The organism is Synechococcus sp. WH 7805 (assembly GCF_000153285.1).
Lineage (GTDB): Bacteria > Cyanobacteriota > Cyanobacteriia > PCC-6307 > Cyanobiaceae > Synechococcus_C.
Window position 1 is genome coordinate 580,639 of record NZ_CH724168.1, and the last position, 23,972, is coordinate 604,610.

30 protein-coding genes and 2 tRNA genes are annotated in these 23,972 nt (G+C 57.5%); 17 read left to right on the top strand and 15 right to left on the bottom strand.

The window, feature by feature from the left end; genetic code table 11:
- Nucleotide 1 precedes the first annotated feature (1 nt).
- Complete coding sequence (locus tag WH7805_RS03270) at nucleotides 2–124, bottom strand: photosystem II protein Y (protein ID WP_006041544.1); 123 nt, start codon at nucleotides 122–124, stop codon at nucleotides 2–4.
- Between the two features lie 61 nt (nucleotides 125–185).
- Nucleotides 186–719, bottom strand: a complete 534-nt coding sequence (locus WH7805_RS03275; RefSeq protein ID WP_006041545.1) for a gamma carbonic anhydrase family protein — start codon at nucleotides 717–719, stop codon at nucleotides 186–188.
- A 146-nt stretch (nucleotides 720–865) separates the two neighbouring features.
- On the opposite strand from WH7805_RS03275, the gene WH7805_RS03280 reads away from it, so the two are divergent.
- Nucleotides 866–937, top strand: a tRNA-Lys gene (locus WH7805_RS03280).
- Between the two features lie 50 nt (nucleotides 938–987).
- On the top strand, nucleotides 988–1,374 hold the full coding sequence (locus tag WH7805_RS13760; protein ID WP_071933671.1) for a response regulator transcription factor: 387 nt from the start codon (nucleotides 988–990) through the stop codon (nucleotides 1,372–1,374).
- Here the strand turns inward: WH7805_RS13760 and WH7805_RS03285 are convergent.
- The gene (locus WH7805_RS03285; protein ID WP_006041547.1) at nucleotides 1,298–2,530 is read right to left on the bottom strand and encodes a cell wall metabolism sensor histidine kinase WalK; all 1,233 of its coding nucleotides are present in this window, start codon (nucleotides 2,528–2,530) and stop codon (nucleotides 1,298–1,300) included. The two genes, WH7805_RS13760 and WH7805_RS03285, sit on opposite strands and share 77 nt — an antisense overlap.
- Complete coding sequence (locus tag WH7805_RS03290; RefSeq protein ID WP_156783591.1) at nucleotides 2,520–2,930, bottom strand: PAS domain S-box protein; 411 nt, start codon at nucleotides 2,928–2,930, stop codon at nucleotides 2,520–2,522. Before WH7805_RS03290 ends, WH7805_RS03285 begins: the two co-directional genes overlap by 11 nt.
- Before the next feature lie 67 nt (nucleotides 2,931–2,997).
- Between WH7805_RS03290 and WH7805_RS03295 the strand changes: the two genes are divergently transcribed.
- A tRNA-Pro gene (locus tag WH7805_RS03295) sits at nucleotides 2,998–3,071 on the top strand.
- A gap of 290 nt (nucleotides 3,072–3,361) precedes the next feature.
- Complete coding sequence (locus WH7805_RS03300; protein ID WP_006041549.1) at nucleotides 3,362–3,709, top strand: hypothetical protein; 348 nt, start codon at nucleotides 3,362–3,364, stop codon at nucleotides 3,707–3,709.
- 13 nt (nucleotides 3,710–3,722) lie between these two features.
- Here the strand turns inward: WH7805_RS03300 and WH7805_RS03305 are convergent, their stop codons facing one another.
- The 3 genes from WH7805_RS03305 to WH7805_RS14900 form a co-directional block, all read right to left on the bottom strand.
- Nucleotides 3,723–3,959, bottom strand: a complete 237-nt coding sequence (locus WH7805_RS03305; RefSeq protein ID WP_006041550.1) for a hypothetical protein — start codon at nucleotides 3,957–3,959, stop codon at nucleotides 3,723–3,725.
- A gap of 34 nt (nucleotides 3,960–3,993) precedes the next feature.
- Entirely contained in the window at nucleotides 3,994–4,791 is a 798-nt protein-coding gene (locus WH7805_RS03310; RefSeq protein WP_038004342.1) for a metallophosphoesterase, read from the bottom strand.
- Nucleotides 4,792–4,920: 129 nt separating this feature from the next.
- Nucleotides 4,921–5,082 carry a hypothetical protein gene (locus tag WH7805_RS14900; RefSeq protein ID WP_232198934.1) on the bottom strand — a complete coding sequence of 54 codons (162 nt, stop codon included), beginning with the start codon at nucleotides 5,080–5,082 and terminating at the stop codon, nucleotides 4,921–4,923.
- 35 nt (nucleotides 5,083–5,117) lie between these two features.
- Here WH7805_RS14900 and WH7805_RS03320 point away from each other — a divergent pair, with 35 nt between their 5' ends.
- Nucleotides 5,118–5,567, top strand: a complete 450-nt coding sequence (locus tag WH7805_RS03320; protein ID WP_006041553.1) for a Fur family transcriptional regulator — start codon at nucleotides 5,118–5,120, stop codon at nucleotides 5,565–5,567.
- 7 nt (nucleotides 5,568–5,574) lie between these two features.
- Here the strand turns inward: WH7805_RS03320 and WH7805_RS03325 are convergent, their stop codons facing one another.
- Nucleotides 5,575–6,057, bottom strand: a complete 483-nt coding sequence (locus WH7805_RS03325; RefSeq protein WP_006041554.1) for a hypothetical protein — start codon at nucleotides 6,055–6,057, stop codon at nucleotides 5,575–5,577.
- 55 nt (nucleotides 6,058–6,112) lie between these two features.
- Here WH7805_RS03325 and WH7805_RS03330 point away from each other — a divergent pair, with 55 nt between their 5' ends.
- A complete protein-coding gene (locus WH7805_RS03330; RefSeq protein WP_038004961.1) occupies nucleotides 6,113–6,373 on the top strand; it encodes a cell division protein SepF in 261 nt (86 codons plus the stop codon).
- Here WH7805_RS03330 and arsS read toward each other — a convergent pair.
- Complete coding sequence (arsS, locus tag WH7805_RS03335; RefSeq protein WP_006041557.1) at nucleotides 6,366–7,310, bottom strand: arsenosugar biosynthesis radical SAM (seleno)protein ArsS; 945 nt, start codon at nucleotides 7,308–7,310, stop codon at nucleotides 6,366–6,368. The genes WH7805_RS03330 and arsS overlap by 8 nt on opposite strands.
- A gap of 4 nt (nucleotides 7,311–7,314) precedes the next feature.
- The gene (locus WH7805_RS03340; RefSeq protein WP_006041558.1) at nucleotides 7,315–7,665 is read right to left on the bottom strand and encodes a hypothetical protein; all 351 of its coding nucleotides are present in this window, start codon (nucleotides 7,663–7,665) and stop codon (nucleotides 7,315–7,317) included.
- 38 nt (nucleotides 7,666–7,703) lie between these two features.
- Between WH7805_RS03340 and WH7805_RS03345 the strand changes: the two genes are divergently transcribed.
- Nucleotides 7,704–8,615, top strand: a complete 912-nt coding sequence (locus tag WH7805_RS03345) for a hypothetical protein (protein ID WP_006041559.1) — start codon at nucleotides 7,704–7,706, stop codon at nucleotides 8,613–8,615.
- Here WH7805_RS03345 and stpA read toward each other — a convergent pair.
- Nucleotides 8,569–9,789 (bottom strand): glucosylglycerol 3-phosphatase, encoded by a 1,221-nt coding sequence (gene stpA / locus WH7805_RS03350; RefSeq protein WP_156783738.1) that lies wholly within the window; start codon nucleotides 9,787–9,789, stop codon nucleotides 8,569–8,571. The genes WH7805_RS03345 and stpA overlap by 47 nt on opposite strands.
- A gap of 151 nt (nucleotides 9,790–9,940) precedes the next feature.
- Here stpA and WH7805_RS03355 point away from each other — a divergent pair, with 151 nt between their 5' ends.
- Nucleotides 9,941–11,470 (top strand): hypothetical protein, encoded by a 1,530-nt coding sequence (locus WH7805_RS03355; RefSeq protein ID WP_006041562.1) that lies wholly within the window; start codon nucleotides 9,941–9,943, stop codon nucleotides 11,468–11,470.
- Between the two features lie 8 nt (nucleotides 11,471–11,478).
- Here WH7805_RS03355 and WH7805_RS03360 read toward each other — a convergent pair whose 3' ends face one another.
- On the bottom strand, nucleotides 11,479–14,151 hold the full coding sequence (locus WH7805_RS03360) for an AAA family ATPase (protein ID WP_006041563.1): 2,673 nt from the start codon (nucleotides 14,149–14,151) through the stop codon (nucleotides 11,479–11,481).
- Nucleotides 14,142–15,287, bottom strand: coding sequence for a DNA repair exonuclease (locus WH7805_RS03365; RefSeq protein ID WP_006041564.1), 1,146 nt, complete (start codon nucleotides 15,285–15,287; stop codon nucleotides 14,142–14,144). Before WH7805_RS03365 ends, WH7805_RS03360 begins: the two co-directional genes overlap by 10 nt.
- 11 nt (nucleotides 15,288–15,298) lie before the next feature.
- Between WH7805_RS03365 and WH7805_RS03370 the strand changes: the two genes are divergently transcribed.
- The 8 genes from WH7805_RS03370 to WH7805_RS03405 all read left to right on the top strand — a co-directional run bounded on the left by WH7805_RS03370 (nucleotide 15,299) and on the right by WH7805_RS03405 (nucleotide 22,080).
- Nucleotides 15,299–16,546 (top strand): phosphotransferase enzyme family protein, encoded by a 1,248-nt coding sequence (locus WH7805_RS03370; RefSeq protein WP_232198935.1) that lies wholly within the window; start codon nucleotides 15,299–15,301, stop codon nucleotides 16,544–16,546.
- 1 nt (nucleotide 16,547) lies between these two features.
- Nucleotides 16,548–17,129, top strand: coding sequence for a DOMON-like domain-containing protein (locus tag WH7805_RS03375; protein ID WP_006041566.1), 582 nt, complete (start codon nucleotides 16,548–16,550; stop codon nucleotides 17,127–17,129).
- Entirely contained in the window at nucleotides 17,126–18,139 is a 1,014-nt protein-coding gene (locus WH7805_RS03380) for a lytic transglycosylase domain-containing protein (RefSeq protein ID WP_006041567.1), read from the top strand. The genes WH7805_RS03375 and WH7805_RS03380 overlap by 4 nt, the downstream gene beginning before the upstream one ends.
- Nucleotides 18,140–18,667: 528 nt before the next feature.
- On the top strand, nucleotides 18,668–18,871 hold the full coding sequence (locus WH7805_RS03385) for a hypothetical protein (protein WP_156783592.1): 204 nt from the start codon (nucleotides 18,668–18,670) through the stop codon (nucleotides 18,869–18,871).
- Entirely contained in the window at nucleotides 18,840–19,526 is a 687-nt protein-coding gene (locus WH7805_RS03390; protein WP_006041569.1) for a hypothetical protein, read from the top strand. The genes WH7805_RS03385 and WH7805_RS03390 overlap by 32 nt, the downstream gene beginning before the upstream one ends.
- 52 nt (nucleotides 19,527–19,578) lie before the next feature.
- On the top strand, nucleotides 19,579–20,907 hold the full coding sequence (locus WH7805_RS03395) for an O-acetylhomoserine aminocarboxypropyltransferase/cysteine synthase family protein (RefSeq protein ID WP_006041570.1): 1,329 nt from the start codon (nucleotides 19,579–19,581) through the stop codon (nucleotides 20,905–20,907).
- Nucleotides 20,908–20,924: 17 nt separating this feature from the next.
- On the top strand, nucleotides 20,925–21,818 hold the full coding sequence (locus WH7805_RS03400; RefSeq protein WP_006041571.1) for a homoserine O-succinyltransferase: 894 nt from the start codon (nucleotides 20,925–20,927) through the stop codon (nucleotides 21,816–21,818).
- A 19-nt stretch (nucleotides 21,819–21,837) separates the two neighbouring features.
- A complete protein-coding gene (locus WH7805_RS03405; protein ID WP_006041572.1) occupies nucleotides 21,838–22,080 on the top strand; it encodes a hypothetical protein in 243 nt (80 codons plus the stop codon).
- 44 nt (nucleotides 22,081–22,124) lie between these two features.
- Here the strand turns inward: WH7805_RS03405 and WH7805_RS03410 are convergent, their stop codons facing one another.
- Entirely contained in the window at nucleotides 22,125–22,415 is a 291-nt protein-coding gene (locus tag WH7805_RS03410) for a hypothetical protein (protein ID WP_006041573.1), read from the bottom strand.
- A gap of 65 nt (nucleotides 22,416–22,480) precedes the next feature.
- Here WH7805_RS03410 and WH7805_RS03415 point away from each other — a divergent pair, with 65 nt between their 5' ends.
- On the top strand, nucleotides 22,481–23,068 hold the full coding sequence (locus tag WH7805_RS03415; protein ID WP_369775997.1) for an alpha-ketoglutarate-dependent dioxygenase AlkB: 588 nt from the start codon (nucleotides 22,481–22,483) through the stop codon (nucleotides 23,066–23,068).
- On the opposite strand, the gene WH7805_RS03420 is transcribed toward WH7805_RS03415, so the two are convergent.
- Complete coding sequence (locus tag WH7805_RS03420; protein WP_038004975.1) at nucleotides 23,025–23,909, bottom strand: AEC family transporter; 885 nt, start codon at nucleotides 23,907–23,909, stop codon at nucleotides 23,025–23,027. The two genes, WH7805_RS03415 and WH7805_RS03420, sit on opposite strands and share 44 nt — an antisense overlap.
- Between the last annotated feature and the right edge of the window lie 63 nt (nucleotides 23,910–23,972).

The window sequence follows — 23,972 nt, forward strand, 5'->3', positions numbered from 1 at the left end:
ATCAGACCCGACTGCGCTTGATCATCAATTGAAGCTGCCCAACAGCGGCACGACCGATGTTGAAGCCGGCCCAACCCAGAGCAAGAAGGATGGGAGATGCCACGAGGACGAGCCGGAGGTCCATGAATCCAGTCGGGAGATTGGGAGATCCTAAGGATTGCAGAGCCCAACGACGCTGCGTTGCATCAATGCGTTTGGATTTGCAGCATTTGCTGCCAAGTGCGCGCCAGTTCGGCATACCGGCGTGCATGCTCCCTCTGAGCATCAAGTGCGTCTTCATCCTGCTGACGCTTGACCTGCGCCGGCACACCAGCAACAAGGCTCCCCGCCGGAACATCTCGCGTGACCACGGCACCCGCAGCCACAAGGGCACCACGGCCCACGGTGACGCCATTGAGGACGATGGCACCGATGCCGATCAGACACCCATCTTCAAGGGTGGCGCCGTGGACGACGGCTCTGTGCCCGACAGTGACGTCGCTGCCGATGATGACGGGTGCTCCCGGATCACCGTGCAGAACGGCTCCATCCTGAACATTGCTGCCCGATCCGATGGCGATCGGTGCCAGATCTCCACGCGCGACAGCCATCGGCCAGAGGCTTGCAGCAGCGGAAATCTGGACATCACCCATCACAACAGCACTATCAGCCACCCATGCGCCTGGATCGACCCGGGGGGAGGAAAAGACTGCGTTCAGGGGGCCGGTCGGTTCAGTCATCGGACCTGCTGCGGGATGAAACCCATGCTTTCAGCTCATCTGAACTCGTGCAGGGCGGCCCCTTGGACGAAGGTTCCCCCGGGTGATACTTTTCAGGGGTGCTTCACGGCACAGCCTGTACCTGTGTTGATGCACCGGTTCAAGTAGGGTCGCTAGCTCAGCGGTAGAGCACTCGGCTTTTAACCGATTGGTCCTGAGTTCGAATCTCAGGCGACCCATATGCTTCATTCTTTACATGTTTAAAGCGACACCCGCGCATCTGTGAACCATGGGTGATCTGTTTAAGGTCGCAATCGTTGATGACGATCCACGACTTCGCAAATTAATTGTGGAGGAGATGATCGACGAAGGCGTAAATGCTTTTCCTTGTGAGACAGGTCTTAAGCTTCTTCAATTACTGGAGCGCGAATCAGTTGATTTGATTTTTCTCGATCTAATGATGCCTGAAATGGATGGCTTTGCATGTCTTAAGGAACTTAAAGACCGATCGATCACTGTACCCGTCATTGTAGTAACCGCACTTAACGATGAAACCAAGCGCCTGCAAGCTAACGATCTTGGCGTAGTCGACTACATCCTCAAACCTGATCTGTTTGAACATCTTCCTGAACTTTTGGATCAACATCTACCTGGACCACGTGTTCCCCAGAAATAGTTTTAACAATAGGAAAGCGAAGATTGACCTTGAATGGCTTCGAAGCTCCAGCTGCAGGACTCTCTCCTTCAAACAGAACCTCCCCCCGCATCCCTTCGACAAGACTCTTCACAACAGACAAGCCAAGGCCGCAACCATCACCTTCTCCAAGGGTTCGGTGAGCCTCTAGCCTGCTGAAACGCTCAAATAGCGCGCTGACGTCTTGATCATCAGGAATCCCGGGGCCATTATCGGAAAAACTCAGATCGACGAAAGATGAGTTGACGACAACGTTGATCGTGAACGTGACGTCAGATCCACCAAACCTCAAGCTATTGCCGAGAAGAGAGTCAAAGATTCGATTCACCGCAAGCTGATCAAACTCCATCAAGCAATTTGAAGGAGTACTTGGCCAATGCATATGAACTTTCGATCGATCATCTGCGACAAGCGAGTTCAACCATTGATCAAGAAATTGATCCAGTGGCGCACGCTTGAGATTCCAATTAAAGCGATCAGTATCCAGTTCTGAAAGAAGCAGTAGTTTGTCAACGAGAGCGGCCATTCGCTTGGTTTCATCGATGGCATTGTTCAGAGCTCTGTCCAGGGGGGCCGCCAATGGACTCTTCCGATCGAGGCGACGCAAACTTCCAGAGAGAATGGCAAGAGGAGTTCGCAACTCATGAGCCAAGGAGTTGATGAAGGCACGTTGCTGTTGGAGCGACTTTTCAAGTGGCTCAAGATCTCTGAAGATCAGCAGTGTGAAGACACCGCCCATTTCGGTGATTGGCCGCCAAGACACCATGCGTTGAAGGACATCCGATTGGCTGCTTTCAAGGGACGAAATCGCCTGAACCAACAAGGAGGCCTGCCCTTCACCCAGACGAGATTGATTGAGAGGATGGTGAGAATCAGTCAACGGAAGCAACCGTTGATCCAGATGGCGTAAGCAAATCAGGGCTTCCAAGCGCTTACCAATCACGCGCAAAGGAAGACCGCCCCCCCAAAGTTCAGCGGCTGTCTGATTCACCCAGCGCACCTGGCGCTCGGAATCAACGATCAGCATGGCTTCACCCGTGGCATCGAAGGCCACCCTCAGCAAACCGAGTGACTGTCTCAGCTGGGAGACGAGTGCAGAAGTCTCGCTCTGCGGTGTCGCGGATCCTTCAGCAGGCATGGGGGCCCTCCAAGGGCCTCAACGTGGCCGCAAAACTCCAGCCTTCTTTCGAATCTTTTTCAGCCACGATGAAGTGCTCACTGCGAATCACGGAGCCGTCGGCACAGATTGTGGCCAACTCAAGAGGATGATTCACCACCTGCGACGACTCGGTGATCTGAAAACGGGCGAACCCAGCATGGTGAAGTTCACGGAACTCCTCCGGAAGGATCATCCCGAGCGTCTCCCCAAGGAGAGACGAATCCCATCCGTAGATCGTGCCGAAGCGATCATTGAACTCAACCACAAGCCCTTCGCGATCTGCACGCACGAAGGGGAGGTCGAAACGTTCCCGCAAGGACGCAACCGCTCCGGGGGTCCAGTCCATTAAGGAGTCATCATCTTCTCTAAGGGTAGGCATGAGAGTTGATGGCACACACAAGCAAACAACCAAGCAGCGCACGGGCCAGCACTTACAATCTTGAAAACGGGGCGTGGCGCAGCTTGGTAGCGCGGGTGCTTTGGGAGCACTAGGTCGCAGGTTCGAATCCTGTCGCCCCGATTAGTCTTGTCATCTCAGCATTCGTAGCTGTTGAGACGTTTCTTATCGTTGACAAAGGTCAATGTTTGTCAGTTGTCAATGGAACGGTGGAAGTTCTTACTGCCCTAGCCATCCTCCCCTTTTTGGCTGCCCTCGTCGTCGGAGCTCGTGAAGCCGAAGAAGCCAGCCGCAACAGCTAATCCCAAACACACTTGAACACTCGAATGTGAAGGTTCGGGTCTGATAGGGGTTGTATCGGTGGTACTCGCCTGAATTCCGTTGCTAAGCCGGAGTCAGAGCCCTTTAATGCAATGCGCTGGAAGCTTGTCCTGGCCAGTCTCATTCTGGGAAGTTTTGCATCGACATCCAAGGCCGACACCTCCAGCGTGACCCTGCAAAGCGGTCAGTCCATCATGCAAGCCAATGCTTCTCTCACTGCATCGGGATGGCGTCCTGCACCTGAACGCCCAGTTCTTGACTTTGAGAAGACCCTGTCAGGAACTGATCTACAGGCTCTAGCGTCTTGCTCAGGCACAGGGCCAGGCTTTTGTCGGTACGACTATCAACGCGATGGTCAGCGTCTGTTCGTTGTCACAGTTGCTGACGGCAGCCGTCCAGACAATGCTGGCATCGTGTCGCAGTGGTGGACTGAACCCTGAGGGCAGCCTGGTCTTAAGCCAACCCGTTGACAAGACGAAGGGTTCCCCAGAGATCGAATACACAGAAGACGATTCCGATCACAATCAGATCCCAGGCTTTGTGGCGCAGGGCCCAAGGAGCAAGAAACACTTCGGCAATTCCATGAAGAGCTGTGCCTAGGGCAATGTGCTCGAGCACCAGCAGTCCATGGGCCAGGAGAAAAAGACCGCTGGCGACGAATCGCATCGACACCGTCCAGGAAGCTGACACCCTCGTCCTCAAACAGGACGCCACACTATCCGGTTCACTCTGGATCGTCCTGGACTGAAGACCAGCGCAAGAGTCGCTCCTGCACAGAACCATCCCCCATGAGATCGAGCACACGTCCGCCGGGATCCCAGGCCCTTCCGAGCGGACAGGGCTGCACAGGATCAAATGAGGCAAGCGTCGAAGGGCAACCGAGCAAGGTGAGCTGAAAGTCGGGGCTTAGCTCGTCCTGCCAATGCTGATGAATGTGTCCGAACAGCACAGCCCTGACCGACGAAAACATTTTCAGAACATCCATCAGCTGCGCTCCATCAAGGAGACCGATGCTGTCCATTGCAGGATCACCAATCGGAACAGGAGGGTGATGAAGAGCAACCACCACGAACTTTCCGAGGGTCTCTGCCTCCCTGAGCTGACTGGTGAGCCAAGACATCTGAGCACCACCGATCATTCCGGCGCATCCCCCTGCTCGGTGACTTGAGAGAACAAGCACACGCCACCATCCCTTATCCACCATCCCGGGAGCTACGACCCAGCGGCGCCCTAGAACGGCCCGCAGCCGTTGGGGATGATCATGATTGCCGGCCAACAGGCCAAAGCGAACTGCACTTGCAGAGTTTTTTGGGATCGCATCGTCAAGCGAGTCCCGCAGCCGCACATAACCGCACCAGGTTTCGTCGTGGCAGCAATCTCCAGTGACCAGAACGAGGTCAGGCTGTTCATGCAAGGCCCGATCGAGAGCCTTTCGGAACAAAGACAACGCTGATCGTCCGCGAACCCTCCCATCGGCTTGCGCCACCAGGTGTGGATCACTGAGTTGGATCAGTCGTGGCATGAGCAGCGTCAGGAAGGCCAGCGCCAGGCACTGCGTTCCAGCATGGTCTGTTCAGGAATTTTTGTGGATCCCACAGCTCACGCTCCAAATACACCCGGTGACAGCCGTCACCATCCGCTAGAGCGTCGATCAATTGGGGGAGTGGGCGATCACCCAGACCTGCGTGCGTTGAGAAATGGAACGAATCAAACGGGAGAGACAAGCCATCAGATCACCGCGGGCAGCGGCCACGATCAGCGTGAGGGCACGGACAAGATTGGATTGATCGCTGCCGTTGGCCCATAATCTCAATAAACATTACTATTGAGAATCGCTGCAGGATTCGGTTGCCTTCTGCTTCCACCCAACCTGAGGTTGGCGGGTCCTTAAAGCAAGGGCTCCATCAAGAGGGACGTCGACTCACACCCCAGCGACGTCGGATCCTGGAGCTGTTCGAATCGCTGGGAAGTGGACGACATCTCAGCGCGGAGGACGTGCACCACCAACTGCTGGACCTTCAATCAAGGGTATCGCTTGCCACGATTTACCGCACATTGCGACTGTTGGTGGAGATGGGATTTCTCCAGGAACTGGAAACCAGCAACGGCAGCCGGTTCGAACTCGCTGACGCCGAACACATCCGCCATCACCACCTCGTTTGCGTGCGATGCGGACGCACAGAGGACTTTGAAAGTGAAGCTGTTCTGAATGCAGGCCTGAAAGCCAGCACAGGATTTGGATTTGACCTCATCGGCTCCAGTCTCACGGTGAGTGGCATTTGCCCTCAGTGCCAATGAAGCGGGATCAGTGATGCCCTTTCGGATGCTCAGAGCACGGCATCCAGAAATTTCCCATTCGATGGGCCCCCTTGCAGCCAAGGCTCTTGGCTTGGTCTTCGGCGAGCTCTCGGGTTGGATAGGCGAGAGTACGAGGATCGTCTTCAGTAGCGGACTGTGAGCCTCCACCGCCATGGTGCGCGTGGTGATCATGATCACCACCTTGTGCTCCCATTCGCACTAAACCCATACTCATTGGTCCAGCGGTCCACACCCCCATGGTGTTGACACCGACTGCCAGCAGCCCCATTCCCACGATCGAGAGATTGATCACCCCCATGGCCACAACGCCAATGGAGACCACACCCATCGGCACGATTCCGATGCACACAACGCCCATCGGCACGATTCCAATGGACACCGTGCCTAACGGAGCGATACCGATGGCAAGAGGTTTGGGTTTGCTGCCGCAATGGGCAGGCCCCTGATCAGACGGTTTTGAGGCGTTCATGCTCCCATGATGACGTTTGTTCCCACCGCACCTTCACCTCGCCAAATTGGATGTGATGAAGATTGGTCAACCCCAAGCATTCCACGAGGTTCTCGTGATCACCCCCCTGAGATTCGATCAGGGAGCGGAGGCGGTCCTCGCCGTTCGCGAACAACGCATCGTGGTCCTGAATCTCACGGCCATGGAACCATCTTTGGCGCAAAGAACTGCCGATTTCGTTTCCGGGGGAGTCAGAGCACTTGATGGCCAGGAGCATCGCGTTGGAGATCAGGTTCTGCTCTTTGCGCCAGCAAACGTCGACGTGAATCTCAGCTGAGCGAACCGCCACAGCTGGATCCCTGTCCAGCTGTGCAACCGAAGCAATGATCCGCAACGGCAATCGGCTGATCGACCAATCCATCCTGCGTGCTCAACAAATCTGCGAGAACGGCAGGCTCTGCGCCGACTGAACAACCAAGTTGTTGGTTGAAATCGCAGTCATGAAGTGCGCCGGTCCAGCTGACACTGATCAGCGTCCGACACATCACCCCATCCAGATTGTCGGAACAATGCGCCTCTCGAAGGAGGTTTTGATAACCCTCCAACTCTCCGCTGACCTCCAGGTCACGAGCAAAACGCTTGATCGGCATGTTGGCAAGCGTCAGCAGATGATGAAAAGAAATCCCGTGGGATGCCATCAATTGCTCCCTGTATTGCTCTTCCAAAGACCGCTGGGGCGGAGGCAAGGAAGGACCTGATGGGTTGTAAACAAGATCCAGTTCCAGAGGAGACCCTGGCATTCCGTATCCCAAGCGATTCAGAACTTTCAAGGCATCAAGACTGCGCTCGAACACACCTCTGCCCCGCTGCAGATCGACCCGTTCCTGTTCATAACAAGGAAGCGAGGCCACGATGCGCACACCTGACTCGGCGAGGAACTCAGCAAGTGATTCCTGCCCAGGTTCCGACAGAATGGTGAGGTTGCAGCGATCAATCACAGCAACGCCCAGGGCGCGGGCGGCACGTACAAGGTCTCTGAACTGCGGATGAAGCTCGGGGGCACCCCCTGTCAGATCAAGGGTTTTCAACTGGCAGTGCCTCAGGACCTGCGGAATGAGCTCCACCTGGTGAGACTCCATCATTTCCGTACGCCAGGGACCTGCATCCACATGGCAGTGACGACAGCTCTGATTACAGCGGTAGCCAAGATTCACCTGAAGTGTTTCAAGGCGTCGTCGTCGTAAAGACGGGAATGGCGAGGGCAGAACATTCATGGCGTCAGGGTTCAATTTTAAGGACGCCGCTATCAATGATCCGCAGCCATCCGGTCGAGTAACGCCACCGTTCAAGCATCACCTTGGGTCTGTCGGTGAGCAGCACACGGCTTGCACTTCCCTGCTGGTCACGCGTCACGGTGAGGCCACAGGCGGACACTTTTTGCCAACGTCTTTGATAGAGGATTTCGCTGTAGCGACGTCCAACACGTCGAAAGCGTCGACCACGAACCGATCCATCCTCCGACCAGGTCTCCAGCTGCAAACCACCCAGAGGGGCATCGCCACGCTGACCCTGGCGGATCACCAGAGAACTGCCAAGACGAGGAAGAGCGCAGTCTGCAGAATTCAGCAAATTGATCCATCATCGGTATGCGATTTTGAGCTGCAGCTGTGCGCATCTGGCCGCTGATCGCACTCGGAGTATTCGCCGGGATCGCCGGGGGAATCAGTGCCCGCATCTTCAGTGGCGGAGCCTTGAACTGGCCTGAGCCGTCAACTGAACTGATCACGGTCCTGCGCAAACAGCCGCCGCCCCAACCCCCATCACGGGATGAGATTGCTCGCTTCGTCCCTGATCAACGTGCCGAACTCGTCCGAGCGAACGGAGACCCCATCGCAGTTGAATACAGCAGTGTGATTTTGGATCCTCGCTGGATTGATCTGGAATTTTTCGGAGGTTGGAACCGGGAATTCGAAGCCAATGAGGATCCCGAGGCCCTGCTTTTTTTCACCGGCCCAACCTTCGAAAAGCAGTTCGGCCGGGGGGAACTGGATATGGCTCTCCATGGCGATCTGATGCTGAGCAATGGAACCTGGCGGGCTGGAAATCGAGCGGCGGCGGCTGGAAGGGCCTACATCGCCATTACAAGTGAAGGAGAACTGGTCTTCGGATACGGGGATCTCACACCGTCTCGAGAGGAGAAATTCCGTCTCTTTGTTGGTGGATTGCATGCCTTCAGTCATCAAGATCAGATTCCTCCAGCCGACTATCGCGGTGTCTACGGAGAGATGAGGCTGGCCGACGTTCGCATCATCTATGCACTGCGATCCGATGGCGCTCTTGAAGTGATTGAGACAGCCGACGGTGTCCATTTCAATGACCTCAAGCTGCTGGTGGAACAACGCAACTTCACGGCAGCCTTTCTGCCCGACCATGCCTCGAAATCCCGGCTGATCGTTCCGGGCACCAGGCCGTGGAGTGAGGAACAGGCCGTCTGGGTGAGTGGAGGCAAACCTTCCATCACCCAGTTGCCGTTCATGCTGAGAGTGCTCGCCCGTGATGCGCTTCCGCAAGCGCGATAAACCAATTCACATACCGCTCCGGGCCTTCAGGGATGCAGACATCAAACCGCAGTGAGTCGTGTGGATCACTGATCCCTTCGAAGCAACCATCAAGCAGGGAAGGACGATCCACTTCCCCGCCGCTGCTATCGACGAGGACTACGCGGTTGTGGTGCCCATAACTCTCTCCAAGCTCCTGGAGAAGGGTGAGAAATCCGCGGTCACTGCCACCACGTAACCAACCCTCCCCTGAAGGACAAGGCGTTGAGGTAACGGTGTCGCCAACGCCAACAAGGTGGGGCATCAGGTCCTTGGCAATGCGCTCATGGCAGAGCGCGAGCAGTGCCCCATGGTCGTGTGGAGCTGTACGCACGTTGAAGTTCTCACCCAAGGGTGCCTTACCAGTTCGATTGGCAATGTGGCGATTGATCAAGACCAACAATCCAACTTCCTTGATTGCCCCCCGCAGCATGAACTGAATATCGGTGCTTCCCACATCGCCGGCTTCAGATGGTTTGAGGCGCTCAAGACCTTCCTGATCCCGTCCAAGGTTCGGAGCCACATGCAAAAAGAAGGAATGGCCCAGACCTTCGGCTGCTGCCATCGCCATCAACTGATCCATGAGCTCCTGAAGCATCGCCTGCAGCTGCCGTTGCCGAGCCACGTCATTCGGAATCAGGCTGAAGAGGCTGTTGAGATTGATGGTTGGCGAGACCTGGGTGTCGAGGATCGCCCGCTGAATCTCCATGGCCATCGCTTCGTCTCCGAGCTCGGGCATGACGGAAGGAAGGCGCTGGGCAAGAAGACCTTGCATACGCGTTGGCACCTGGGCGAGAAACGCCATCTCCGCATCACTGACGCCTGGATGGGTGAGCTCTCCGTAACAGTCCTGCAGCTGCACGCCACCAGCGGCCAGTCCCGGGAGGTAAAGGCCTTCCCGTGCGGCCGTTGCAGCATCACCAAGGGCAGCCTCCACAAGCCGGTTCACGCCACGGCGGCCCTCATGCTCTCCGTTGGTCAGAACTTGAAAGCGACCCTTCAATAGCGCGGCCGCTCGCACATAATCCGCTGGCATCCGGCGGGTGAGCGGATCCTTCACCAGCGGCATGCAAACACCGTCCAGGTCCTGAACGATCAACAGATCAGAACTGGAGAGGAGCTCCTCATGGAGTTGGGCAAGATCCATCCGAAACACCTCGATCGCTAAACCGGTCGTCACGATCCCACGATCAGGCCATCCAGCCAATCACTCACTTGAGGCAGCTTGCCGGAACGGATGAGATGGATCGTGGCCACTGCTTAGGCTTAGGCATCAAGGCTTGATCAAAGGAGGTTGCGCCGAACGCATGAACACGGCCCTGAACAGCAACGGCTTCTTCCCTCGCAGCTTGGATGGCGATCTGGTTCGGCAACGCATCCGCGATCTTGAGTCAGGGAAAGTGGGCTTCTACAGCGTGGGGTTGTACCCCGCCTCACTTGCCTACAACTGCGCTATGCAGCAGGACGAACCTGCGTCACTGCTGCTGGCTGCCCGCCCTGGGAGAGAACTTATGGGTGCCTTCTCCCAGGATGCTCTCGATGGGATGGACCCGGATCACGTTGCCAGCGTGGAGCGGATGGGAAGTCATCTCCAAAACGGTCAGCGCTGTCCCAACACCCTCAAGGACCTGTTGCAGCGCTGCGAGCTGGTTGTTCTCAGCGCAAACAGCAATCACGTGGAGGAAGACCTGCAGGAAGCCTGCCGATTGCGTGAGGAACTCGGCCGTGAACATGTGGTTCTGGCCTGCCTAGCCGGGTCATTCAGCCACGACCACATCGCCAACGAGTCGTATGTGCTCTGTGAGAAAGTCCCCAATCTCGGATTCTTCTCCGGATTCCATCGGCACGGGGCACTGCGCAACCCCCACGACAGCTTCACGGCCAACTTCTGCCACCCCAGTGCCCTCACAGCCCTGCTTGCAGCACGGATGCTGGATCGCCTCTCCCCGAATATCCAGGTCTCACCTGGGGTTCACAACATCGAGGGGCAATACATCAAAGCCGCCAAGAACATGTCATCGGTGTTCGCTGGTTTCGGCTACACCTACCACCACGACAATCCCGGGGTTCTCCCCACCTTGCTCACCCTGCTGCTGGATCAATGCCTCGATCAGGCAGCCACCGTGTCGATGGCTCGCCGGAACAGGCAAAGCCTCTACAACCGGCAACCCTTTCCCCTCACTGAACTCGGCTACGGGGTCCAGAGAATCGAAGCCGCTCTTGTTCGAGGAGGGGATATGGAGAAGGTGCGGGATCACACCTTTGCCCAACTCACGGCGATGGTCGCCGATGTCCGCGGCAGCATGATGCGTCCTGTTTCCGGAAAGCCAACCCGGAATTTCCAGGCAGGACAAGTGCTCGCCGAACACATGCGCGCGGAGCAACGCTGCCCTCAATCCATGGAGGAACTGGAAAACTGGTGCGAAAACGCTGGCTTGCGCAAGGGAGGACTTGAGGGACTCAAAGCACTGCGCTACTGGCCTCAGATCGCCCGAAAATATGCGATTCCTGTCCATGACGCCTCCATGGTGAACCTTCTGTATATGGCGATCTATGGCCAATCCAGCACCAAGGATGTGGCCTTTTCGGTGATGACCGAAAGCCGGGAGCTTTCGAATTACTGTCAGGAATCTGTTCGCCCCACGCACAGCCGTCGCTACGCGGACGCGCTTCAAAACCTTGATCAGCCAGAAGCGATGGACCTGGTGGTGAATGCGGTGATCGCTGACAACGCTCGCCGGTTAATCCGAGACGACTCAGGACTAGAGGAGTCGGAGGCCAACGCCGAGCCTCCCGCCTATCTCAAGGCCATGAATGTGATTGAAAATGCGCTCTGAACCGATGGCTACACAGGCGGAAGCATCACGCAGGAATCAGCAATCTCGCGGTAGGGGTCTGGATCACAGCTCAGCACGACCACCTGAAGCCCAAAGTCAACAGCTTGGCGCAACATCGTCAGGACTGAAACCAAACGCTTGGGGTCGGTATTGGTGAAGGCATCGTCGAACAGCAGGGGCAGGCAACCGTCATGACTGCTGCGCAGGGTGTCGGCCATCGCCAGGCGCAGAGCGGCATTGAACTGCTCCTTCATGCCTCCACTGAGCTGGGCAAAATCAAATGACCGCCCGGATCGTTGCAGCCGCAGGGCATTCAAGCCTTCAGTGGGATCGACATTCAGCTCACACTCGTCCGAGGCCTCCAGGAGTAGAGGAGCCATAAAGCGATTGATGCTTTGCCTGAGGGGCATGGAATAGCGCCTGGACAGATCCCGTCGCGCCTCCTGGAAACGCCTCAGAAGCAGCTGGCGCGCCTCAGCCACCAAAGTTGCCTGCTGTTCAGCCCGGATCGCCAGATCCCTTGCGGCTGCTGTCTCCTCAACCAGCGCGTGCAAGTCGCTACGGCCGAGACGATCGCAACGCTCAAGCAGGCCACCTTGTTCACGATTGAGATCCTCACGTCGACGGGAAAGAGTGTGTTCTTTCTGTTCAAGAGAGGCGAGCTGCATCTTGGCGTCGGCCGTTCGATCAAGACCAGCCTCGGCAGCCAGCGCGAAAAGCTTGGACTGCTGCACGCGGCTTGTCTCCATCAGAACGTCCAGCTGACGCTGGATCTGTGCCGATTCACCGTGAGTCTCCACCAAGGCTTGGCGTTGTTGGCGTCGTTGAAGCTGCTGGGCTTCCAGGCGTTCCACAGTCACCCGTCGCTCTTGCCGTTCCGACTGAACAGCGATCAGGGTGCGTTCCAGGGCCTCAAGGCCCGCGCGAAGCGTCCGTGTCTGCTCCTGGACGGATTTATAGGAGGCCCGGCAGTCGAGGAGTGCCTGATCTAGAGCCGTGGCATCCATCGTGAACGCTGTCTCCGGTTCGAGGTCCTGCTGAAGGGCTGACAGTTTTTGCCGCAGGGTTTCAAGGGATTCATTGCCGTCACCTTGGGCAGGACGCTGCTGATCCAACTGCTGGAGGCGCGCATTCACAAGAGCGAGCTCCTGGGTGAGTTTTTGCTGCTGAGACAGCTGCTCCCTGGCCTCATCCAGGGATGACGCGCCCCACTGACGCAGTCCTTCGTCGAACGCCGCCTGGAGTTGTGAGCGCTCAGTGGTCAGTGAGGCCATGCCTGTGCCTTCTCCGGGAATCACCTGCACCATCACCCCCCCACCAACTTGGAGTCGGAACGCCCCGGAACGCTGCAGGGTCTGGCCTTCCAACAACGCATCACCATCGAGCACCACCTCCTGATCAGCCGCTTCCAGATGAATGGACGACGCCATGCTGTTCAGTCGGATCTGCAGTTCTCGAAGACGCTCCTGCAAACGCTGCAGGGCAGACAAAGCCTCGTTGGTTTGTCCCGATGCAGCATCAATCTTGTTCCGGAGTGATGTCTGTTGCGATTGAAGCTGTGCCCGCAGATCATCCCGTTGTTGATGGTCACGAATCCGGGTTTCGAGGGTCCGGAGCTCCTGCTGTCGACGCAGTGCATGACCGCGCTCCTCAAGCGCATGTCGCTGCTCTTCTAGAGCGTTGAGAGAGGCCTGCCTCATTTTGAGTTGCTCGGACTGCTGTGTGGCCAGCACCACCGCTTTCTCCAGATCGTGGCGGTGGGCCTGGATTGAACAGCTTGTCGACTCTGTTTCGGCATCAAGAGACTTCAGGCTCTTGAGTTGCTGCTTGAGCTGTTGTTCCTCCTGAATCAGCGGTGCGAGCGACCGCTGCAGATCGAGCAGGGTGGTTAGCCGGCTGCGCTGCTGTCGTAGTTCAGGAACAGCGCCAGTTTCAAGATCTCGCAGGGCCTGCTCATTGCGATCGAGCTCTTCGCAGGCCGATTCATAGATCTCCAGCTGTTGGCACGCGTCCTGATGGCGCTGCTCAGCCTGCTGCAACTCCTGACGCCGCTTCCAGAGTTCGCTCTGCTGCTTGACGCCACGACTGGTGAAGCTGGAAGCGACCAACGCCTCCAGCTGATCGTGAATGTCTTGATCCAGGGGTGATTGCAGTGATTCCGAAGCCTGGCTCTCCAAGGCAGCAATGAGGCCATTGAGGTCGTAATGGCTGCCATCGAGATCAAGAAGATTGCGGCCTGCAAGCCCTTGCATCACCCAGAGATGGGCCCAGCGGCTGGGCAGGACCCGGTTCACTTGCCGACTGCCGATGATCTCCTCAACACCGAGCAGTGAAGCCAGGCGATCCTCGGCTTCTCCGCCCAGATGCGCTGACGCACCGATCCGACTGAGGCGGCAGGTGCCACCGGAACCACTGAAAGATTTCTGCAGAGACCAGTGATGCCCATCCGCTTCGAAGTCGAGTTCCACTTGGGGATGACCGGCATGCACCGCGGAGCGCAGATCACGAACGGCGGCACCGGTAGCTGTGGCACGCACGAACAACGTGCGATGCATGGCCTCCACCAGTGAGCTCTTCCCCGTTTCGTTGCCACCGCCGATCAACGTCAACCCCGGAGCAAACGCCACCTCCAGTTCTCGGTGGCGGCGCACACTCTCCAGCCGGCAGCGGATTAAGCGCATGAAGTGGCGACGCAGAGCTGATGGAGTTCAATCAAAGCCTGCTCGATCAGTGGGTCAGCACCACCCTCGAGCTCTTGTTTCAAACCTGCGGCAATGCTGCTGAGGAGAGGACCATCGCTCCGGTTTAAACACTGATCGAGTTCTCCATCGGTTGGATGTCGCCGAAGCTCACCTCGCAAGCGCAGATGCAGAAGCTGCTCTGAAAGCTCTTCAAGAAGTGCTTGCAAACGACGATGGGCGTCCAAGCCAAGCCGGCCGTTCAGTTCAAGTCGCAGTAGATCCCTGCCCACGCGACTGCCGATGCAAGCGTCGAGTTGATGGTGCAGGCGCTCCAGATCGGGCATCCCCTGGAGCTGCATGGTGATCCGATGCCAAGCAACCCGCCCTGTCGTGATCCTCTGAACCCGAGGATCGTCCCCCCTTGTGAGGTCGGCCAAAATCACCTGCGACCGCTGATCATCTGGACCCGTTGGGAATCGATCAGGCTCAGGTGTACCGCTGTACCAGGCATTGCTCTGAACCTGCATCAATCCATGCCAGTCACCGAGAGCGATGTAATCAAGCTCTCCGGTGGGAAGTTGCTCCAGGTTCAAGGAATTGACATCAGTCCCTGAGCCGAAGCCCTGCACCGATCCATGGGCCAGCAGAACGCGTGGAGCCTCTGGATCCAGATCCTGCCAGTTGAGCTGATCAAGCCAGCGCATCGGACCGACACTGTCGTGACGACGAAGCAGGGGACAGGGCAACAGGGTCAACCCCGCTCTGCTCATGGGCTCGGGTTGGGTCAGAAGCTCCAGATTCGGGGCCCGTTCACGCATCCGGCGCTGAAGATCCTCCCGCCGCCAGATACCACCCGCACCACCGTGGTCATGATTGCCGGGGATCACAAGAACAGGGCACGGCATCGCACCGATCAGCTCCATCACCTCCAAGACCTCCGCGGCCGGAACGGTTGAGGAATCAAAAAGGTCGCCGGCCACGAGCAGGGCATCCACCGATTCATGGCGGGCAACGTCGCCGATGCGGCTGACGACCTCGACACGTTCTCTCTGGAGACGAGCCTGTTTCTGAGGATCAGTAATCCATCGGTAGGGCTTGCCGATCTGCCAGTCAGCCGAGTGAAGAATGCGGGGCACGCGCTCCCTTGATGCTGTCGGAGCCCATGGTGCCGCCTCCCCGGCTGTTTTTCCGCACACTCCTTACTGGCAAATCGGCTGGAAGACGGCATGGTTTCGCTGTGAGACCCAGGCGATACACCGTGACCAAGGCTCCCTCTGGCTCCAGCACATCCCTGGAGACCATCGCCGGACTGTTCCATCCACCAGAACAGATCAAGGCCATCGATCAGCTGGGGGCTGGAAACGTGAATGACACTTTCTTGGTCACCCTGGAGGCCACCGCACCGAGGCAAGCCTTCGTGATGCAGCGTCTCAACACGGACGTGTTCGAGAGCCCGGAGCTGGTGATGCGCAATCTCCTGCGCCTTGGTGATCACGTCGAGCGACGATTAGCTGAGGAACCACCTGAGCTTTCGGGGCGACGCTGGGAGATTCCAAAGGTTCTTCCCACCCTCGATGCCGACGGGCACTGGGTTGAACACGAGGGTGAATTCTGGCGATCGATCTCTTACATCGGAGCAGCAACAACAACTGATGTCATCAAGGATGAAGCCCATGCCTGGGAGCTGGGTTACGGCCTTGGGATGTTTCACCACCTGATTAGTGATCTGCCCACGGAAGAGCTGGCGGACACCCTTGAAAATTTCCACATTGCACCGGCGTATCTGGCTGAGCTCGATGCCGTTATCAGGAGAACAGCTCCCATCACAGACGCCAGAGTGAATGAAGCACTTGCCTTCGTGGATGCGCGTCGTGAAGGCCTAGATGTGCTTGAGCAAGCGTGCGCCAGGGGTGAACTGAAGCGCCGACCCATTCACGGAGACCCGAAGATCAACAACGTGATGATTGATGACCGCACCGGGCATGCGGTGGGGTTGATCGATCTCGATACGGTCAAGCCCGGATTGCTCCATTACGACATCGGCGACTGTCTCCGCTCCTGCTGCAACCGCCTCGGCGAGGAAACCGCAACGCCGGAGCAAGTGGTTTTTGATCTTGGGCTCTGCCGCTCGATCCTGGAGGGTTACCTCAAGGTGGGGCGATCCTTTCTCAGCGATGACGATGTGCGCCACCTGCCTGCGTGCATCCGCTTGATCCCCTTGGAACTGGGTTTGCGTTTTCTCTCTGATCACCTTTCAGGCGACACTTATTTCAAAACCGAGCGAGCCGGTCACAATCTGGATCGGGCCTGGGTGCAGTTTGCTCTCACCCGCTCGATCGAGCGGCAGTGGGATGAGCTGGTTTCCCTGATCGAGAGCCTTCACGGAGTGAACTGAAATGGCACGCCATCCTGTGATGGTGCGTCAGGTCTGCCCGCTGGTCCCCTTCTCTCCAGACGCATCCCCGACCCTGCTGGCCAGTGCCGAATTCGTATGGGAAGAACACAACACCCTCGAATTGAGTTTCAGCCTGAGGCCAACGCAATTGGGGCAGCAGCTTCCCATGCTGGATTTCATGGACACTGCACCTGGCTCGAGCCAGGGCAGCGGGCAGCGCCTCGATGGTCTCTGGGAACACACCTGTTTTGAAGCGTTTTTTGCCCAACCCAACCAGGATCGTTATTGGGAGCTGAATGTTTCACCAACGGGCGACTGGAATCTCTACCGATTCGAGAGCTATCGGACTGATCGAGTGCGCGAACAGACTCCCAAGCCAATGATTCATTGGCAAAGCTCCAAGCGGGATTGTCGCTGCACCATCGTGTTGAGCCTTGATCCCTGGTGGACTCCGGTGCAACTGCCGGAGTTAGCGATCTCGATGGTCCTGAAAGACAGTCACAACGACCTCAGCTACTGGGCTTTGTCTCACCACGGAAACGAGCCAGACTTTCACGACAGGCGAGCCTTTCTCAGCGCATGACCCGGTTCCTCATCCGTCGTCACCACTGGGCGACTCTGCTACTGGGTCTGCCGCTTCTGTTCACGCCTCTCACCGTTGCCTGCAGGCAGCTGAACGCGCCGGCATCGGAGCCCCCTGAAGCCGTCAAGCCAACGCTGGCTGGCGTTGGAATTGAACTGCCAACCCGATCAGACCTTCCCGTGGCCCCGAACGGAAACCACTACCCCCTGGTCCCGGCCAAAGCAGATAACACAGCCTCTCTTCTGGTCAGCATCGAAACCGCTTTGGTGGACTCGGATCACGATCCAGCGGAGATTCCTCTACTGGCCCATCAACAACAGGTCATCTACCGGGTGTTGTCCCATAACCCGGTCTTATCTGAAGCGGTGCGGAATCGTCTGCCCTCGCGGTGGCAATGGGTGTTCGATCAACACATCTCCGCAAGACGCTCGTTCCTGGCCATGCACCGCGGACCAGCCTCCACAACCCTGCCCGCGTGGCGGATCCAGGCTCCTGCACCACAGGAGGATCTTCTCAAGGCCTACCGCAGCGCAGCGGATGCCACCGGAATTCCATGGGAAGTCCTGGCCGCTGTGAATCTTGTCGAAACCGGAATGGGCCGGATCGATGGTGTGTCCGTCGCCAATGCGCAGGGACCCATGCAATTCCTGCCCACCACCTGGGCCGAGCCTGGAATCGGCAGAGATGGAGACATTCGCGATCCATGGGATGCCATCCACGCAGCCGCGCGATACCTGGTGCGTCGTGGCGGCCTCAACGACATCCGCCGTGGTCTCTGGGGGTACAACAACAGTGACCATTACGGCAAGGCCGTTTTGCATTACGCCGCTTTGCTCCAACGGGAACCACTCACCTATCGAGGCCTTTACAACTGGCAAATCCATTACGCCGCCTCAGCGGGTGATCTCTGGCTGCATGAGGGATATGCAGCAGCGTCACCCGTCCCTGTGGCCGAGCATCTGAAGCGCTATCCCCACAGTGCGCCTCCTCAACCTGCAAAACCCAACTGAACCCTGCACGATGGCGACCAGAAGATGGTCAGCCCCTCACCTTTAAACCTCATCCCTGAGTCAACTCGCTGGCGCGATCGGCAACACGTTGGAGTGATTCGATTTCGCTGTGTATGGCGACTTCGCTGAATCAATCGGTGCAGCTTTTCCCCAGAGGATTCACCAACCCTGCAATTTCTGAGCGCCTTTGGGGTCTTTGCCGCCGAATACCTGATGCGTCCAATCGGGGGACTGGTGCTCGGCCCCATTGACGACATGTTCGGACGACGAATCTGTTGCTGCTCCTGCGGATGATTCAGGGTCTTTCAGTTGGGGGCGGAAGACTCCGGCTCGATCCCCTGAAGTGCGAAGACATCCCCCCAGCAAACGCGTGGTTCCTCGCAAAGGGAGACCCCATTTGCTTTGCAATCAGGCAAGCCATGGTGCTGCTTCCAATCGTTTTCTATTCAGGGATCACCCCCCTGCTCCACCCGCTTTTTCCTGGGGGGATCGCGATGCGCCTGTTTCTCCTTCTCTCACAGCCTCGTGGTGGCCGTGGTCGGAGGTACCGCCTCACTGCTGTCTACCTGGCTCAAGGATCTGAAGGGCTGGCCCAATGGGCTGATTCTCTACCTGCTGATGCAGGCCGATCCCAGCGTTCTGGGCCTGGTCTTCCAGCCCCTGGCATTTACGCTTCCAGGAACAGGACTGAACAAGCTGCGTGTCCAAGGAACTCACCCATCGCGCCGATGAACTGGCCTCTCTTGGCTGGTCAGCGGAAGACGTGAACCGCTACGCCGAGCTGTGGGACTACCGGCAACGCTGGGGTGCGATGAACCTTGAGCGGGAAGACCGCCTGTTTCTGCGCAAAGCCGAGGCTGCACTCCCTGTACTCGTCACAGGAAAGTCAGCAGCGAAAAAAAACACCAAAGACAAGTCGTACTACCGCTGGCTCACCTTTCATCTGGATGCCATGACGGCATTCGAAGCCCAGATGACCATTCCCGATGGAGCCCGCGGGGCATGGCCGATCCTTCTCGAGGAGGAACTTCGACTTCTGGATCATTACCAGCCCGTTCTCGGATTGCCTGACACCCTGAAAGCCAAGGCGTTCGATGCATTCCGTGAGCTCATGGGCGAACAGGCAGCGGCTCTGCCAGAAGGAAGCATGCAGATGAGCAGTTACGACTTCCAGAACGCGTTACTCGTTCTCAAAGAGAAAGAAAACAGCAAATGGCGCCATCTGCGCGAACAGAGCGGCGAGCAGCCCTATCCAGTCCTCTTGCCGGGAGTTGTTGACACCTTCCGTACCGACGTACGCAGCCAGTTCACCCCCCTACTCCGTGAGACCCTCCCATCGCTCAAGGACAGCGACAAGCCCGAACCCACAGAACCAACAGCCGGTTGAGTCGCGGCCGAACGACCAGTGGCTAGAAAAGGGGATAGACATCAACGACGCCGTGACGGATCAGCGTTTCGAAACCCTCCAGCTCCACGCAGGCCAGGTTCCTGATCCCACCACGAACGCCAGGGCTGTTCCGATTTATCAGACCAGTTCCTACGTGTTCAACGACGCCGAGCACGGCGCCAATCTGTTCGGACTGAAGGAATTCGGGAACATCTACACCCGTCTGATGAACCCCACCACCGACGTGTTCGAGAAGCGGGTGGCGGCTCTTGAAGGAGGTGTAGCCGCTCTGGCCACCGCCTCCGGCCAGTCCGCACAGTTCCTGGCGATCACAAACTGCATGCAGGCTGGTGACAATTTCGTCTCCACATCATTCCTTTACGGGGGCACCTACAACCAGTTCAAAGTTCAGTTTCCTCGGCTGGGAATCAATGTGAAGTTCGCCGAAGGTGATGACGTTGACAGCTTTGCGGCACAGATCGACGAGGGCACGAAGGCGATCTACGTGGAGGCCATGGGCAATCCTCGATTCAACATCCCCGATTTCGAAGGTCTTTCTGCCCTTGCACAGCGAAACAACATCCCACTGATCGTGGACAACACCCTCGGAGCTTGCGGTGCTTTGCTCCGGCCAATCGAACATGGCGCGAATGTCGTGGTGGAGAGCGCCACCAAATGGATCGGTGGCCATGGCACCAGCCTTGGTGGAGTGATCGTGGATGCCGGCACCTTCAACTGGGGCAACGGCAAATTCCCTCTCATGAGCCAGCCGAGTGCCGCCTATCACGGACTCATTCACTGGGATGCCTTTGGTTTCGGCAGTGACATCTGCAAGATGCTGGGTCTTCCTGATGACCGCAATATCGCCTTTGCGCTCAGAGCACGCGTGGAAGGACTTCGGGATTGGGGGCCAGCCGTCAGCCCCTTCAACAGTTTCCTGCTTCTCCAGGGACTCGAAACGCTGAGCTTGCGAGTAGAACGCCATGCACAGAATGCAATGGCGCTAGCCACCTGGCTGCAAGCCCATCCCCAGGTGTCAGATGTCAGCTATCCCGGTTTACCCGGTGACCCGTACCATCCAGCGGCAAAGAAATACCTCACCGGCCGCGGCATGGGCTGCATGCTCATGTTCTCGCTCAAAGGTGGCTATGACGATGCTGTTCGCTTCATCAACAGCCTCAAGTTGGCGAGTCATCTGGCCAACGTTGGCGATGCCAAGACGCTGGTGATTCATCCAGCTTCAACAACCCACCAGCAGCTGAGCGAAAGTGAACAAGCCTCAGCCGGTGTCACCCCCACCATGGTGCGTGTCTCCGTGGGCCTGGAACATATTGATGACATCAAGGCTGACTTCGATCAGGCCCTTGCATCAGGTGGTTGATGGGGAGGAGTAGCTGAATGGCGCTGATCCTTCCGCCCAACTATCACAAGATCACAGCGGTTGAACGCAACCGCATCTCCTGGATCGAACCGAAGGAGGCTGAACGACAGGACATCCGTCCTCTACGAATCGGCATTCTGAACATCATGCCGCTGGGAAAGCAGTATGAGTTCAACCTCCTCCACCCTCTCGGCCTCTCTGTGCTCCAGATCGAGCCGATCTGGATAAGGCTGCAAAGCCATGCCTACAAAAGCTGGGATCAATCCCATCTCAAGGACCTGTATGTGAGTTGGGATGAAGCCCTTGCTAAGGGCCCGCTCGATGGCCTGATCATCACCGGTGCCCCCGTTGAACATCTGCCCTTTGAAGAGGTCACCTACTGGCGAGAGCTGGTGGCTCTTGTGGAGGAGGCTCGCTACACATGCGCCAGCACGCTTGGACTCTGTTGGGCTGGATTTGCTTTGGCCTATCTGGCCGGCGTGAACAAGGAGACCTTCAACCGCAAGCTGTTTGGGGTTTATCCAATGCGCAGCCTGGTTCCAGGCCACTCGTTGATGGGCACCCAGGATGATCAATTTCTCTGTCCGCAAAGCCGCCATGCCGGCTTGCCAGACGCAGCCATGGAATCAGCGCAACGGCAGGGACGGCTGCGCCTGCTCGCCCATGGTGAATCGGTTGGCTACACCATTTTCGAGACCCCCGATCAGAGGCAGCTGATGCATCTCGGGCACCCTGAATACAACGTTGGCCGCATTGTCGCTGAGATGGAGCGAGACAAAGCCCGAGGTGACGTACCACCACCGGAGAATTTCAACGCGGACCATCCCAGGACCCTCTGGCGTTCCCATCGGAATCTGCTGTTCCAGCAATGGCTCTGGTTCTGTTACCAGCGGGTTTCATTACTGGGATAACCGCCGACCAACCACCTCGATGCATCCACTTGATCTGTACGACCAATGGCGGCGACGTGTCCTTCGCTGGCTGCCGATTCGACAGGCGTTTGACCGGACTCCCGATGACGTTGCGCCCCACGGATCAGAGGACTGGTTGTTGGAGCCCATCGATGTCGATGAAGCCTGTCGACTGTTCCCGCACCTTGAAAAAGACCGGGCGGTTCTGCAGTACCAAAGGTTGCGTCTGCAGATCAGAGAGCAGGACGGCCGAGGGTTCTAAAACGCGAACCGTTCAATGGCAGAACTCAATCGAGACCTGACGATCTACTTAGAAACCTTGACAGGAAGTTGAGCTTCTGGAGGCCTGGCTGCAGCACGGTTCAACTCCCGTTCCAGCGATTCAACCCGCCTCTCGCGCAGGCAATGGCGGCACCCTCCAGTTGTTTGCAGATGCTTTTCCGGAGTGATGGTGATGGGGTGAACCGGATGCTTACGGCATCGGATTTTCACCGGACTCTTGTAGCTTCTCCATTGGATCTCCGAGTAATCGAAACGGTCACCGAAGCGCTGCTTTGCCCGCTCCAGGAAGATCTCGAGGGTAATTCGTGCTGCCATTCGGGCAATCTATGGACGAATGGATTCGGAACTCCTCTGCTGTTATCCGTCTTCACGTCGACGCGATGAACTGGACCCTTCAGTCCCACTGGCTTCCCCAGGAGTGCTGTCGACAGTGGATGGAGCGGTGCAACGAGCAAATCAACTGGGAGCAGACCAAGGTCAGGGTCTATGGGCGGTGGCACAAGGTGCCGAGGCTCACAGCATTCCTTGCCGATCGATCGGTGTCCTATCGCTACAGCGGCGCTCTTCACCGGGGCTCAGGTTGGCCGCCGTGGTTCCTCCCGCTGCTCGAGAAAGTATCGAAACAGGGCAACGCACCCTTCAACGGGTGTCTGTTCAACCTCTATCGAAACGGCGAAGACCGGATGGGTTGGCATGCCGACGACGAACCAGAGATCGACGCTTCATTCCCGATCGCCTCACTCTCGTTCGGGGCAACGCGAGACCTGCAGTTTCGTCACCGACAGACTGGGCAGCGACTTGATCTCACGCTCTCAGATGGCGACTTGTTGCTGATGGATCCTGAGTGCCAGAGTCTGTGGATGCACGGTCTTCCGACCCGCCGCAGGATCACAACGCCGCGACTGAATCTCACCTTCCGTGTGTTCAGAACAGACGATTCAGTACAACGCTCCACAGAGGCACACTGATTAACGCGATGAGCGTGCTTCGCAGAATCAACTGTGCGGAAGCCGATGCATCACATTGCCCAGATTCCGCTATCAACAACACCGAAATTGCTGTCGGAGCAGCGGCCTGAAGCACCAGAGCTTTCTTGGCGAGGAGAGGCAATGGCAGGGGAAGACTGATCAGCAGCATCAGCATCGGAAACAGCAGCAGCTTGCAGACCAGGGGAGACAGCAGACGCTCGGGCACAGCCGAAGGCACGCGCGAGGAAATGGTTCCCAAACGCATCCCCACCACAGCAAGTGCCAGAACAATCACCACCCGAGAAGGCAACCACAACCCCGCACTGATGGCGTCATGCCATGGGGTGGCCAGAACGATCAGGGCCCCGATCAGACCGCGCGTCGCAGGGCTGGCCATGAGATGGCTTGCCAACGAGCCCCAGTCGTAACCATGGCCTTGATGGTTGGCCTGGTGCAGCCAAAGAGGGCCCAGTCCCCAAGCTAGAAGCGTGGCCCCGAAGTCGTAGCCGATGCTCACTGGAAGCGCCTCGGATGGAAGCAGTGCCAACGCAGCGGGAATGCCGAAGTAGGCCGTATTGCCGATACAACTGGCCAGCTGTCGGTCAGGCATGGCCAGAGCGTCAGTGATGAGCCCCGACCCACGCAACAGAGCAAGCATGAGCCCGATCGCTGTCACGGAGAGCAACGCCATCAACAGAAGAGAGCGGTTGAGCCCACCGTGAAGCAGCAACCCCATCAAGCTCAGGGGAACGCCAAAACGCACCAAGGGTGTGGCCAGCGGAGTGATCCATTGCGGACGACAACGACCGATCAGTGCCCCTGTCAAAAGACTGGGAACCATCTCCCAGAGCAGACTCAGCACATTTCACCAAAAGAGAAGGCGAACAAAGACATCAGACCTTGC